Origin of the sequence: Pedobacter africanus, from assembly GCF_040548825.1 — a bacterium.
Lineage (GTDB): Bacteria > Bacteroidota > Bacteroidia > Sphingobacteriales > Sphingobacteriaceae > Pedobacter > Pedobacter africanus_A.
Map to the genome: position 1 here is coordinate 304654 of NZ_JBEPSL010000003.1, position 13645 is coordinate 318298.

At 42.7% G+C, this 13645-nt stretch carries 17 protein-coding genes; 11 read left to right on the forward strand and 6 right to left on the reverse strand.

The genetic code is table 11. From position 1 onward, the window contains the following. Positions 1-20 precede the first annotated feature (20 nt). The 11 genes from ccsA to ABIE26_RS17005 all read left to right on the forward strand — a co-directional run bounded on the left by ccsA (position 21) and on the right by ABIE26_RS17005 (position 8770). Positions 21-680 (forward strand): cytochrome c biogenesis protein CcsA, encoded by a 660-nt coding sequence (ccsA, locus tag ABIE26_RS16955; protein ID WP_310143991.1) that lies wholly within the window; start codon positions 21-23, stop codon positions 678-680. A gap of 2 nt (positions 681-682) precedes the next feature. Beyond that, positions 683-901, forward strand: coding sequence for a CcmD family protein (locus tag ABIE26_RS16960; RefSeq protein WP_310143992.1), 219 nt, complete (start codon positions 683-685; stop codon positions 899-901). 149 nt (positions 902-1050) lie between these two features. After that, positions 1051-2472 carry a Glu/Leu/Phe/Val family dehydrogenase gene (locus ABIE26_RS16965; RefSeq protein WP_310143994.1) on the forward strand — a complete coding sequence of 474 codons (1422 nt, stop codon included), beginning with the start codon at positions 1051-1053 and terminating at the stop codon, positions 2470-2472. A 264-nt stretch (positions 2473-2736) separates the two neighbouring features. Further along, positions 2737-3147, forward strand: a complete 411-nt coding sequence (locus ABIE26_RS16970; RefSeq protein WP_084237140.1) for a cytochrome c maturation protein CcmE domain-containing protein — start codon at positions 2737-2739, stop codon at positions 3145-3147. Between the two features lie 5 nt (positions 3148-3152). Next, positions 3153-5618, forward strand: a complete 2466-nt coding sequence (locus ABIE26_RS16975; RefSeq protein ID WP_310143999.1) for a heme lyase CcmF/NrfE family subunit — start codon at positions 3153-3155, stop codon at positions 5616-5618. A 39-nt stretch (positions 5619-5657) separates the two neighbouring features. Next, the gene (locus tag ABIE26_RS16980) at positions 5658-6416 is read left to right on the forward strand and encodes a Rossmann-like and DUF2520 domain-containing protein (RefSeq protein ID WP_310144001.1); all 759 of its coding nucleotides are present in this window, start codon (positions 5658-5660) and stop codon (positions 6414-6416) included. A 41-nt stretch (positions 6417-6457) separates the two neighbouring features. After that, entirely contained in the window at positions 6458-6790 is a 333-nt protein-coding gene (locus tag ABIE26_RS16985; RefSeq protein WP_310144004.1) for a 2Fe-2S iron-sulfur cluster-binding protein, read from the forward strand. 24 nt (positions 6791-6814) lie between these two features. Then, complete coding sequence (gene iscX, locus ABIE26_RS16990) at positions 6815-7057, forward strand: Fe-S cluster assembly protein IscX (RefSeq protein WP_310144007.1); 243 nt, start codon at positions 6815-6817, stop codon at positions 7055-7057. Between the two features lie 6 nt (positions 7058-7063). After that, positions 7064-7591, forward strand: coding sequence for a KdsC family phosphatase (locus ABIE26_RS16995; protein ID WP_310144009.1), 528 nt, complete (start codon positions 7064-7066; stop codon positions 7589-7591). Between the two features lie 125 nt (positions 7592-7716). Next, positions 7717-8121 (forward strand): hypothetical protein, encoded by a 405-nt coding sequence (locus tag ABIE26_RS17000; protein WP_310144011.1) that lies wholly within the window; start codon positions 7717-7719, stop codon positions 8119-8121. 79 nt (positions 8122-8200) lie between these two features. Next, positions 8201-8770, forward strand: a complete 570-nt coding sequence (locus tag ABIE26_RS17005; protein WP_310144014.1) for a Maf family nucleotide pyrophosphatase — start codon at positions 8201-8203, stop codon at positions 8768-8770. Here the strand turns inward: ABIE26_RS17005 and ABIE26_RS17010 are convergent. From ABIE26_RS17010 to ABIE26_RS17035, 6 genes are all read right to left on the reverse strand, one after another. Further along, complete coding sequence (locus ABIE26_RS17010; protein WP_310144016.1) at positions 8756-9673, reverse strand: Ppx/GppA phosphatase family protein; 918 nt, start codon at positions 9671-9673, stop codon at positions 8756-8758. The genes ABIE26_RS17005 and ABIE26_RS17010 overlap by 15 nt on opposite strands. 95 nt (positions 9674-9768) lie before the next feature. Beyond that, the gene (dnaJ, locus tag ABIE26_RS17015) at positions 9769-10926 is read right to left on the reverse strand and encodes a molecular chaperone DnaJ (RefSeq protein ID WP_310144020.1); all 1158 of its coding nucleotides are present in this window, start codon (positions 10924-10926) and stop codon (positions 9769-9771) included. Positions 10927-10933: 7 nt separating this feature from the next. Beyond that, positions 10934-11530 (reverse strand): nucleotide exchange factor GrpE, encoded by a 597-nt coding sequence (locus ABIE26_RS17020; RefSeq protein WP_310144022.1) that lies wholly within the window; start codon positions 11528-11530, stop codon positions 10934-10936. Between the two features lie 128 nt (positions 11531-11658). Next, complete coding sequence (locus ABIE26_RS17025) at positions 11659-12342, reverse strand: cell division ATP-binding protein FtsE (protein ID WP_310144026.1); 684 nt, start codon at positions 12340-12342, stop codon at positions 11659-11661. 2 nt (positions 12343-12344) lie between these two features. Further along, on the reverse strand, positions 12345-12548 hold the full coding sequence (locus ABIE26_RS17030; RefSeq protein ID WP_084237129.1) for a fructose-6-phosphate aldolase: 204 nt from the start codon (positions 12546-12548) through the stop codon (positions 12345-12347). A gap of 41 nt (positions 12549-12589) precedes the next feature. Further along, entirely contained in the window at positions 12590-13609 is a 1020-nt protein-coding gene (locus ABIE26_RS17035; RefSeq protein WP_310144032.1) for an acyl-CoA reductase, read from the reverse strand. Positions 13610-13645: the final 36 nt, after the last annotated feature.

The window sequence follows — 13645 nt, forward strand, 5'->3', positions numbered from 1 at the left end:
GTCGCGATTAAATCTGAAGCATGTATAAGAACTGGTGGAAAATTTTAGGCGCAATATTGGTTACTTACTCAACCATCTGGGGCTTTTTGTCTGACGTACCTAAATTACCTATCCTGCACGAAAGCATCCGGAACCTTTATTTTCATGTCCCTATGTGGTTCGGGATGATCATTCTTTTCAGCGTCTCCGTTTATCACAGCATTAAATTTTTGAGCAGTAATAACCCTGATCACGATCTTAAGGCCGTAGAAAGCATCAATGTGGGTGTAATTTATGGAATTTTAGGTATTGTAACCGGCGCTATATGGGCTAAATTTACCTGGGGACAGGCCTGGAGCTTTGATGTAAAACAAAACTTCGCCGCCATTGCACTGCTGCTTTATTTTGCCTACCTGGTATTGCGCAATGCCATAGATGAAGAACAGAAGCGCGCTAAAATATCGGCTATTTACAACATTTTCGCCTTTCCGATAATGGTTGTACTGCTTTTTGTACTGCCGCGTTTATCCGATTCGCTACACCCGGGCAACGGGGGTAATCCTGGTTTTAACTCCTATGATCTGGACAGCCGTATGCGTGCCGTGTTTTATCCTGCCTGTTTAGGCTGGATACTGATCGGTTACTGGATCTATACCATTTTATACAGAGTACGTTCATTAGAAAAAAACAATACACTATAGTCATGAAAAAATTTTCATTTACGCTTTTAATGCTGCTGGTTACACTTCAATTGTTCGCTCAAAATGAAGGTCAGTCCATTTCTGACAGCGTATATGCCTCAGGTAAAATATACGTGGTAGTGGCCTGTATTGTACTAATTCTGTTTGGCCTGCTTTTCTTTTTATTCTCTATAGAAAAAAGATTAAAAAAATTAGAGCAGAAATCTGCCGGCAAAAACTAATTTTAAACGTTTTAGCGCCTGTTTTTACTGATAATCTGAGGTAGTGTTTCCTGTACACTAAGTCATTTCTGATTTGTATTAATCGTTTTTTTTAGTGCAATTTTGCATCTGTAACTGAGAACTTATTTCAAATTCATAAAAAACAAATAATGGCTAATACAGCAAATGAGACAAATTTCTTTGCAGATGTCTGCAAGAATTTTGACAGTGCCGCGCAGTTTACCGCCCACCCCGAAGGTTTATTGAACCAAATTAAAGCTTGTAACAGTGTGTACCGTTTCCAGTTCCCGATCCGCAGGGGAAATGGTTTCGAGGTAATTGATGCCTGGAGGGTAGAACATTCGCAGCACATGAACCCTACAAAAGGGGGGATTCGTTATAGCGATATGGTAAATGAGGATGAGGTGATGGCGCTGGCCGCTTTGATGACGTATAAATGTGCAATTGTAAATGTGCCCTTCGGTGGTGCAAAAGGAGGTATTTGTATCAATCCTAAAAACTACACCATTGGTGAACTGGAAAACATTACGCGCCGTTATACAACAGAGCTGATTAAAAAGAACTTTATTGGCCCAGGCATCGACGTTCCTGCTCCTGATTATGGAACCGGAGAGCGCGAGATGAGCTGGATTGCCGATACTTATATGACCATGAACCCTGGTCAGCTCGACGCCCTGGGCTGTGTTACCGGCAAGCCAATTGCTTTGCATGGTATCCGTGGACGTAAGGAAGCTACCGGTCGTGGTGTAGCTTATGCCGTCAGAGAGTGTGTTACCGTAGCCGAAGATATGGCTAAAATTGGCCTTAAAGCCGGTTTAGGAGATAAACGTGTCATTGTACAAGGTTTGGGAAACGTGGGCTATCATGCCGCTAAATTCCTTGCAGAGTTTGGTGCCACGATAGTAGGCCTTTGCGAATATGAAGGCGCGATTTACAATGAAAATGGTTTGAACATTGACGAAGTATTTGCGCACCGTAAATTAACGGGCTCTATTTTAGGATTCCCGGGTGCTACAGAGTTTAAAAACTCTATGGAAGGCTTAGAGCAGCCATGCGATATTTTAGTGCCTGCTGCGCTTGAAAACCAGATTACAGTAGAAAATATCAGGAATATCAAGGCAAAGATCATTGCAGAAGGCGCAAACGGACCATGTACTCCTGAAGCAGAAGAGATCTTCACAGAAATGGGCGGTATCATCATCCCGGATATGTATTGCAATGCAGGTGGTGTAACTGTTTCTTACTTTGAATGGTTGAAGAACCTTTCTCACGTGGCTTTTGGCCGTATGGAAAACCGCTATGCAGAGAATTCAAATGCAAACCTGATCAATACCCTGGAAAGTCTTACAGGTAAAAGCATTCCGGCTGAACATCGCCTGATGATTGTTAAAGGTGCATCTGAGATGGAACTGGTAAACTCCGGACTGGAAGATACCATGATCCATTCTTATCATGAGATCAGAGAAACCCTCATGAGTAAAGCTGGCATCAAAACGTTAAGGACAGCCGCATTTGTAGGTTCAATTGATAAGATCGCTGTATCTTATATGAACCTGGGCGTTTGGCCATAATCGGTAAATAATTCAATTCTGATCCGCGATATTTTAACGATATCGCGGATTTTTTTTGTTTTTTGTCAGAGAACTATCAATAAACTGTCATCATAGCGTTTTGAATACCTGCAATGGGTTTTAGGTACTTATATTTTTTATCTTTGTGGTGTTTTCATTAAAACTTTATTTACATCCATGAGGTTATCATGATTTTATCAGGCTCATATCACATGAATTTAAAAATCAGGACAACTTCATCAACTTGAAATTATATAAAAAACGATGAGAAAAAGTGCAATTATTGGTTTAATAACTATTGCGTTATGTGTGGGTTTCCTGATAAGCCTTAACGCCGATACAAATACCTATTCAACCTTTAGTGAAGCCGCAAAAGACTCCAGGGAATTCCATGTAATGGGACACTGGGAAAAAGCTAAAGGAATGCACTACGATGCGCTTAAAGACGCAAACCGCTTTGAATTTTTTATGAAAGATGAAAAAGGCATGGTCAATAAAGTAGTATATGCCGGAACCAAACCTCAGGATTTTGAACGCTCGGAAAAGCTGGTACTGATCGGAAAGATGGAGAACAATACTTTTTATGCCTCAAAGATACTTATGAAGTGCCCATCTAAATATAACAACGAACTTGTTGAAGTCAAGCAGGACGGTAAAGTAGAAAAATACAAATAATTTTAATGGATATACAATTTATTGGAGAGAACCTCCTACCCGGTAAAATCGGTCAGTTTTTTATTGTGCTGGCATTTGCCGCTTCGCTGCTCTCTACCATCGCCTATTTTTTTGCAACAAAAAATAAAGACCTTGCAGATCATTCCTGGACACGCTTAGGTCGTATATCCTTTATTATCAATTGGGCCAGCGTCATTGGAATAGGCGGAACGCTCTTTTATCTCATCTTAAATCATAATTACGAATATCATTACGTTTACAGACACTCCTCTAAAGAACTTCCTGTATATTATATTGTGTCTGCTTTTTGGGAAGGTCAGGAAGGAAGTTTCTGGCTTTGGGCATTCTGGCAGTCGATACTGGGAGCCGTACTGATCTGGAAAGCAAAATCATGGGAAAATGGAGTGATGACGGTAGTCGCCTTCTCACAGGTGTTTTTAACCTCCATGCTACTGGGTATTCAGATTTTCGGTGAACGTATAGGTAGTTCCCCTTTTATCTTGCTCAGAGATGCACTCAATTTAAAAGAAATGGCTCCTATCTTCGCTGACCCGGAGAACTACAAAAACTACCTCAAATTTATTACTGATGGATTGGGTTTAAATCCGCTGCTGCAAAATTACTGGATGGTGATCCACCCGCCAACTTTGTTCCTGGGTTTTGCCAGTATGATTGTGCCTTTTGCCTACGCAATTGCCGGATTATGGCAGAAACGTTATAAGGAATGGGTAAAACCTGCCATGCCATGGGCTTTATTTGCCGTAATGATATTGGGAACGGGTATTATCATGGGCTCTTTCTGGGCCTATGAAGCACTAAACTTTGGCGGTTTCTGGGCCTGGGACCCGGTAGAGAACGCTTCGATCATTCCATGGCTTACCCTTATTGCAGGTGTACACGTAATGATCGCTTTTAAAAATACAGGACATGCCTTTTTTACAGCGATTACATTGATATTGATCAGTTTTGTATTGGTGCTTTATGCATCATTCCTGACCCGTAGCGGTGTGCTTGGTGATACTTCTGTACACTCCTTTACCGATCTGGGAATGTTCTGGCACCTGGTTTTATATATCCTGGTTTTCCTGGCCATATCAGTTGTTTTGCTGGTGCTGCGCTGGAAAGAACTGCCGATTACCAATAAGGACGAAGAAACCTATTCGAGGGAATTCTGGATGTTTATTGGTGCTTTGGTAATTACAGTGGCCTGTATACAGGTGATCTTTTCTACTTCAGTTCCGGTATTTAACCAGGCCTTTGGGACCAAGTTTGCCCCTCCGATTGATGCCGTTAAATATTACAACCAATGGCAGGCACCTTTTGCCATTCTGGTTACCATTGTTTCCGGTTTTTCGCAATTCCTTAAATACAAAAGAACAGATACCCGCAGGTTTTACAGCAGCCTGCTTGCCTCGCTGGTCTTTTCTATCGTCATCACTGCAGGTTTTGTATACCTCACGGGTGTTTACCATAACCTCATGTACATTCTGCTGACCTTCAGCTGTCTGTTTGCCATACTGAGTAATGCCAAAATATTGGGGCAGGCATTTGGTGGCAAACGCAAGCTGGTAGGCGCTGCAGTAGCGCACATCGGCTTTGCCTTACTGCTTTTAGGTGCGCTGGTAGCAGCAGCTACAAACAGGCCAATATCCTTAAATGCGGCTAACTTTATTCCGGTAAAGGATTTTGAAAAAGTAGAGAAACCTGGCGAAAATATTGTTTTGTATAAAAATGAGCCTAAAAAGATGGGCCGTTATACCGTTACCTATACCAGCGATACCACCATTGCGCCTAATACCTATTATAAACTCAATTTTAAGGCGATAGACGAAAAGACCGGCAAGGTAAAAGAAGATTTTGAGCTGAACCCGCATGTGCAGGTCAATGAAAAAATGGGACTGATCGCTTCGCCTGATACCAAGCATTACCTTACTTACGACATCTATACACACATTACCAGCGCACCTGATAAAAAGGAAAGCCATGAAGATCATGAAGGGCATACTGAAGAAGAAAACTATAAGGCCCCAAGGATTGTAAATGTGAGCACCGGCGATACACTACATACCAGCAGCGGGGTGTTAACAGTAGGTGCTTTGAACAGCCAGCCTAAGGCAAAAAGCCTGGTGCTTGCTCCGGGCGACCTGGCAGTGGGACTCCCTTTGGAAATCAACGTGAACGGTAAAATCTATAAAACAGAGCCTATATTTTTAATTAAAGGAAACAATACCTTTGATTTTGCCCGGAACCTTGATGAATTGGGCTTAAGGCTGCGGTTTACAAAAGTATTGCCCGAACAAAAGAAAGTGGAATTGCAGGTATATGAAAAACCACAGCAGGCCAAAGACTGGGTTGTATTTAAATCTATTGAATTTCCTTACATTAATCTTTATTGGGTAGGTACAATTGTAATGGTTATTGGATTCTTAATTTCTATATTTAGAAGACAAAAAGAAGTTAAAGCAGTTTAATTGTGCTGAACGCTTTGTAACCATTTAAAGCTATACTAAATGAAGATTGTTTGCATAGGTTCTGGTAATGTAGCCACACACATGGCTAATGCCTTCAAAGAAAATGAAGCCGATATTGTTCAGGTTTGGAGCAAGGATTTTAACAACGCCTTAGCCTTAGCTGCTGAAACCGGTGCCCAGGCTGTGGCAGATCTGAAAGAGATCGATCAGGATGCAGACCTGTACCTTATCGCAGTAAAAGACGATGCGATTGTAAAGGTGGTCAAGGCCCTTAAAGATGTCAACGGTTTGGTTGTACACACCTCTGGTGCCACAGATATGGAAGTATTGGCTGGCATAAAGAATTATGGTGTGTTCTATCCGCTGCAAACCTTTTCCAAAGCAGAACCTATAGATTTTATTCATGTGCCTTTATGTCTGGAGGCCAACAGTCCGGAAAACCTGAGTGCATTGAGGCTCATTGCCGTTAAGCTGAGCCCGCTCATTTACGAAGTAAATACCCAGAAGCGCAAAATATTGCACCTGGCTGGTGTTTTTGCCTGTAACTTTGTTAACCACATGTACCGGTTAAGTCAGCAGATCGTTGAAAAGAACGAGATCGACTTTGAGATCCTCAGGCCGCTGATCATGGAAACCGCAGTAAAAGTACAAAATGCCCTGCCGGAAAATGTGCAGACGGGGCCGGCCATACGGAACGACAAACAAACCCTTTTAAAACACGAAGAACTATTGCATAAGAGCCCTCATCTGAAGGAAATCTATACAATTTTAAGTAATAGCATTAAAAAAACACGATAATCATGTAATTGTGGTTTTTGTGCGTATTTTTGAACCCGATTATGAGTATTTTTAAGTTAAAGATAAATTTTGAAGAACAGGGAAAAGAAACAGTGGAATTGCCTATCGCAGGAGGTGAATCTGTGCTGGATGTTTGCCTGGACCATGGAATAGAATTACAGCACAATTGCGGAGGAGTTTGCGGATGCAGTACCTGCCATGTATATGTAAACCGGGGTATGGATGATATCCAGGAGATCTCGGATAAAGAAGAGGATTTCATCGACAGGGCAGTCCGCCCCAGGATCAGTTCCCGTTTGGGCTGTCAGTGTGTAGTGATCAGCGGAGATATTGAAGTTACCATTCCCGATCAATCAGAGTTTTTAGGTCATTAATAACAACAGATAAGAAAAAATAACATGCAGGATAAATTTGCCCTACCCATTTACTGGAATGACCACGAAGATATAGCTCAGGAACTGTACGAGAAATTTGGTGACGAATTTGGTGAAGCCAGAATATACCGCATCAGGTTTACAGAGCTGCTGGACTGGATTCTGGACTTGCCTAACTTTAAAGGCACCCGTGAAGAAAGCAATGAAGGGCACCTGGAACAAATCCAGTCGGCCTGGGTTTACGAGTGGAGAGATAACCAGAAATAGGTACTCATGTTTCTTGAACAGCTAAAGCAGATTACAACTTTTATCTTTGATGTTGATGGTGTACTGACCAACGGCGATATCATCGCGTCCGATTCGGGTGAGTTTCTACGTACCTTTAACATCAAAGATGGTTATGCACTTCAGCTGGCGGTAAAAAGGGGCTATCATGTTTGTATCATTTCCGGAGGAAAGGGCATAGCCATGCAAAAGCGCTTTGAAGGACTGGGGATAAACAACATCTTCCTGGGGGTTTCTGATAAGGTTGCGGTGTACAATGATCTGCTGGCAAAATATCAGCTTAAAGCTGAAGAGATCCTTTATATGGGCGATGACATTCCAGACCTTAAAGTAATGAAACTGGTAGGCCTGCCTACCTGTCCGGAAGATGCTGTTCCTGAAATTAAAGCCATCTCACACTACATCTCGCCTTACACAGGAGGCAAAACCGCTGTCAGGGACATCATAGAGAAAGTCCTTAGGGTACAGCAGAAGTGGTTTGATGAAAACCCGTCTGCTGCCGATTCAGGCAAATAACAACAGAACTTTATTTGTAACACGCATGTTACGTTTTAATGGTTAAACCTAATGCTACCGCTTGCTCTCTAATTCCTGAGTTGAGCATAACTCAGAACCATAAAGTAAAACAAAAACGAAAAGAGATGAAAAAATTATTGATGATTTGCGGACTGTTATTCAGTGTAGTAACATTTGCACAGGCACAGGATGGGGGACGTAAAATGGCAACTCCAGAAGAAAGAGCGCAAAAAAATGCAGAACAGCTGACCAAGAAGCTGAGCCTGTCTGAAGATCAGAAAGCAAAAGTAACCACTATTTTCCTTGACCAGGCTGCGGCAATGAAAAAGGCCCGTGAAGAAAATAAGGGGAGCGACAGGGAAGCCATGATGGCCAAAATGAAAGCCTTGAACGATGAAAATGATGTAAAGATCAATGCTTTGCTAAATGACGATCAGAAAAAAGCCTTTGCAGAATGGAAAAAAGAAAGAGCTGAAAACATGAAAAAAAGAATGGAAGGCCGTGGTCCTCAGGGTGGCGGTGGTCAGTAAGCCAAAAAATATTTGTCAACAATGAAAGCGGCCTAGCGCCGCTTTTGTTATTTTAGCGCAACGGTAATTCATCTATAATATGTATCAGCAAAGCCTTCCCATTATACTCGCTTCAAAATCTCCACGCAGACAGGAACTGTTAAGTGCCATGAACCTTGATTTTAAGGTGATGTTAAAGGAAGTGGATGAAAGCTATCCTGCTGAACTCCTGCCTGCTGATATAGCCGTTTACATCGCCGAAAAAAAGGCCGCTGCCTTTGCCGGGGACAATGGGGATGCGATCGTTATTACCGCGGATACCATTGTTGCCTATAACGACGAAATTCTGGGCAAGCCGGCAGATGCGGAACATGCCAGGGAAATGCTGGGCAAGTTGTCGGGAACCAATCACCAGGTTTATACCGGGGTAAGCCTGGGTTATGCAGGCAAACTGCATTCCTTTTACGACAGGACGGAAGTCTTTTTTAACGTACTTACCGACGCCCAGATCGGGCATTACATCAGCAACTATAACCCTTTTGATAAAGCTGGAGCTTACGGGATACAGGACTGGATCGGGCTTATTGCTGTCGAAAAGATTATCGGTTCTTATACCAATGTAATGGGACTTCCTACAGAAAAACTGTACCAGGCTTTATCCCGCTTCTGATTGCCTGAGGTTTTCCAGTACACCCATTTTCAGGTCGTAGGTAGATAGGCTCAGGCGCTCAATGCCGCTCAATGCAATCACGTAGTCGGTTAAAATTGCTGCAATCACAATCATGTCTACCCTTAGCGGGATCAGGTTTGGCATCGCTGCTCTTTCTGAATGGCTGGAGTGCTGCAGGGTTTTTGACAGGATCCGGTAAGCCTCCAGATCAATGGCAGTGCTGGGCGTGTTGTTTAAATCCAGCTGCCCGTCTATCATTGCCGTAAAGGTCTCAAAGGCACCGGCCGAGCCAATCAGCTGCATTGGTTTGTAAATGCTGCAGGCTTTTTTAAGATCAGCCAGTTCATTATCTAAATGACTGGTAATGGCCTGCCTGTCGCTCTGGCTTATAGGGTCAGAATTAAAATAAGCCTGCATTAGCCGCGCTGCCCCGATGTTATAGCTTTTTTTCCAGAGGAGCCCGTTCTCGTCGCAAATGATAAACTCGGTACTTCCGCCCCCGATGTCCATAACCAATGAAGTTTCCCGGATTGCACCGCTGGCTTTTACGCCATTGAAGATGTATTCCGCTTCCTGATCCCCGCTGGCTACCTCAATGGTTATTCCTGCATAGGATCTTGCTGCCTTAACAAAGTTTTCCCCGTTGCCGGCGCTGCGTATGGCAGAGGTGGCAATTGCTTTTACTTTATCTACCTGGTGTTTACGGATCTCGTTCTGAAATGTTTCCAGGGCCAGCAGGCCCCTTTCATAAGCTTCGGGGACGATGATATGATCGTTAATCCGGCCTTCGCCCAATTTTACGGGAATATTGGTTTTGTAGAGGACCTCAATGTTATCCGGAGAAATTTGTGCAATGATAAGGTGAAAGGTATTGGTGCCAAGATCGATAACAGCTGCGGTCATTTTGAATATGTTTTTTTGGTTTTAGACGAAAAAAGCCGGTTTTTGTTACATGGAAAAGGCCGCTTTGCGGGCGGCCTTTAAAAGTATTAAATTAATTATTCAAAATATTCTTTCATTTTTTCGAAGAAGCTCTTGTCATTCTTTCCCGGCTGGGGTTTGAAGTTCGGAGAGTCCCTGAGTCTTTCCAGGATGCTTCTTTCTTCGGAACTCAGGATCTTAGGTGTCCAGATGTTCACGTGTATGATCTCATCTCCGCGGTGGTAGGAGTTGATCTCCGGAATACCTTTACCCTTTAAACGCAGTAATTTGCCGCTCTGGGTACCTGGCTCAATTTTAATTTTGGCCTTGCCATCAATGGTTGGTACCTCGGCACTATAGCCTAATGCCGCATCTACAATAGATACATGCAAATCATAAACCACATTATTGCCTTCACGTTTCAGGGTTTCATGAGGGATCTCTTCAATCAATATGATCAGATCGCCAGGAATACCACCATTAGGTGCTGCATTTCCTTTTCCGCTCATGCTCAGCTGCATGCCGTCACTAACTCCGGCAGGGATATTAATGGTAATGGTTTCTTCGCCTCTTACTACACCTTCGCCATGGCATGAACCGCATTTGGCTGTGATCTGGGATCCGCTTCCGTTACAGGTAGGGCAGGTAGAGGTGGTTTGCATTTGTCCCAATATGGTATTGGTCACCCTGCGTACAGCCCCGCTTCCACCGCAGGTTTTACAGGTACTTACCGATGAGCGGTCTTTAGCACCCGTGCCATCGCAGGTTTTACAGGTAATCTGTTTGTTTACCTTTATCTTTTTCTCTGTGCCATTGGCTATTTCTTCAAGCGTAAGCTTTACTTTGATCCGCAGGTTGGTACCCTTAGCTACCCGGCGGCCTCCGCGTGATTGCTGACCGCCAAAAAAGCTTTCGAAGGGACTGCCGCCGCCGCCAAAGATATCACCAAACTGGCTGAAGATATCTTCCATGTTCATTCCGCCGCCGCCAAATCCACCGCCTGCTGCACCGCCAACCCCGGCATGACCATAATGGTCGTAACGCTGTTTCTTTTCAGGGTTACTTAAAACTTCGTAAGCCTCGGCTGCTTCCTTGAATTTGTCTTCGGCAGCTTTATCATTCGGGTTTTTATCCGGGTGATACTTGATGGCCAGTTTGCGGTAAGCCTTTTTAATCTCGTCAGCAGATGTGTTTCTGGATACTCCAAGCACATCGTAATAATCTCTTTTGCTCATAAAAATATTAACTACCTACTACTACTTTGGCAAAGCGGATCACTTTGTCGTTTAAGGTATACCCTTTTTCCAGCTGGTCTATTACTTTTCCCTTCATATCCTCGGTTGGAGCAGGTATTTTAGTAATGGCTTCGTGGTTATCCGTATCAAAAACGGTATTGATACTTTCTATTTCTTTGAGGCCTTTCTGGGCCAGTATACTTTTTAATTTGGTATGTACCAGATTTACGCCTTCCCTGATAGAATTTACATCCGTAGCGTTTTCCATCGCTTTATCGGCCCTGTCAAAATCGTCCAGTACCGGCAATAAGGAAACAATGACATCCTTACCTGCCGTTTGCAGCAATTCTATTCTCTCTTTTTGGGTACGGCGTTTAAAATTGTCAAATTCAGCAAATAAGCGTAAATATTTGTCATTTAAAGCTGCGTTTTCCTGCTGCAATTTTTCTTCTGCAGAAAGTTCAGTGACGCTTTCTTCCGGAGTTTCGGCCTGCGCCTCATTTGTATCGTCTATCAATAGCTCTTCAGCATTGTTTTCTGCTGCAGGATCCTGATTTTGCATAGTTGTATCTTCTTTATCGTGTTTTTTCTTCTTGCTAAACATAGTATAGTAGAATTTTGGTTATAAACTCAAAAGCTTTGCCAATAGGGAATTGTCAGTCATGCTGTCAGTTTTAGGTAAAAAAGACTGTCGCGAATGACCGAATAAGAAAATTTTGTCAGGCAAGGGCCTTAAACGATCTGTGCATCTTCGTGAACAATACCACTTTCGCACTTAATGATCCTTGAAGGGAAGGTACGGATGATGTGGTAATCGTGCGTGGCCATGAGCACTGCGGTACCGCTCTGACTGATCTGCTTCAGCAACATTACAATTTCTTCAGAAGTATCCGGGTCCAGGTTTCCTGTAGGCTCATCGGCCAGGATAATTTCCGGATTGTTTAGTAAGGCCCGTGCAATCACCACACGCTGCTGCTCCCCTCCGGAAAGTTCATGTGGCATCTTTTTGATTTTGGAGCGTAAACCTACTTTTTCCAAAACATCTTTAATGCGCTCACTGATCAGGGCCTTATCGGTCCAGCCTGTAGCTTTCAATACAAACTCGAGGTTCTTCTCCACCGTTCTGTCAGTCAGCAACTGGAAATCCTGAAATACAATGCCTAATTTCCGGCGCAAATAAGGGACCTCTCTATTGCTCAGCTTTTTTAAATCAAAGCTGGCTATCTGCCCTTCACCATTTCCGATATGGAGGTCGCCATAAATGATTTTAAGCAAACTACTTTTTCCAGAACCTGTCTGACCGATTAAAAAAACGAATTCACCTTTGTCTACATTTAAATTTACGTTAGACAAAACCAGATGTTTCTGCTGAAAAACATCTACATTTTTTAAATTTATAACTGTGTTTCCTGTCATGTTTAGATCTCTAATTTAGCAATTTGTCCGAAAGGCAAATCATTTACAAAATTCATAATGTATGCTTGTTTATCTCCCAGTCCCAGCTTCTCCAGTGATTTGTCGGGCCTGTCTACCCTGAAATACGCCAGCAGGGTAAATTTATCGTCCCGCAATTGTACATAATCCGGGATTTTGGCAATACCTTTTACTTTAATAACATACATCGCTCAAAAATAGTATTTCAAAATGAGAAAAAGGTAAGGGCTTACAAAGCATTTAAAAAGTCGACCGTATTTACGTTATCTGCATAATCCCAAAGTCTCGGCGACTGGCTTTGTCCGAAACCCAGTACAGGCGAATCCAGCTGTAGCGGTGCCGTACTCACCACGCACTGGATGTTTTCCTGCTCAGCCTTTAATAGTTCCTGTACTGCAGCTATATCTTTATAGTACTCAAAATACAGCACAGCCAGGGGCGAGGCCAGACTTTTTTCTTCGGTGAGCAATATAAAACCGTTATCGAAATGGGGCTTCAGGTTTACCAGGTAAATGGATTTATTGTAGTCGTAATTGTTGTTGTATTTAAAATGATTAATGATGTCTTTGAAATGTTCAATGGGCTCAAAAAAGTTTTTGATGTCGTAACCTTCAGGAAGGTAAAGCTTGGATACATTTCTGCAGCCCAGGCCAAAATAATCAAATATATCATGTCCAAGCAATGCCAGTTCGGCTTTACTTTCATTTCCGGTAATTACAGCAACACTGTTCCTGTTTTTTCTGATGATATTGGGTACTTTACCAAAATAGAACTCAAAATACCTGGAAGTATTGTTGCTGCCGGTAGCAATAACCGCATCAAAATCCTTTAACCGCTCGGTATAAATTATTTTTTCTGTCAGCAAAGGTTCTATTTCAACTAGCTTAGCCAACAGCGCAGGCAGTAGTTTGTCGTCTGATGATGACAACTTTATCAAAGCAATATTCCCCGTTGCCAGTACCGAAATGACATCATGGAAGCCAACCAGAGGGATATTCCCTGCTAAAATCAAACCTACATTTTTAGGGGCATGGCTTACCCGGATGCTTTTAAACCAGGTTTCAAGATCTTCGGGGCCTAGCATATGCTGCAATGCTTTCAATGCCTTTTTCACCTCTTCAGCTGTAAACCATGCATTGCCATTAGCTGCCGATGAGATGAGGTTTTTAAAGTCCTGATCAGGCTCAGCTATAAAGTCGCTAAGTTTTTTTAATGCAATAATTAGTTTTTCGCTGTTAAGGATTGGCATAATTCCGAAGATTTTAAAGTTTATGTGTTATATTTG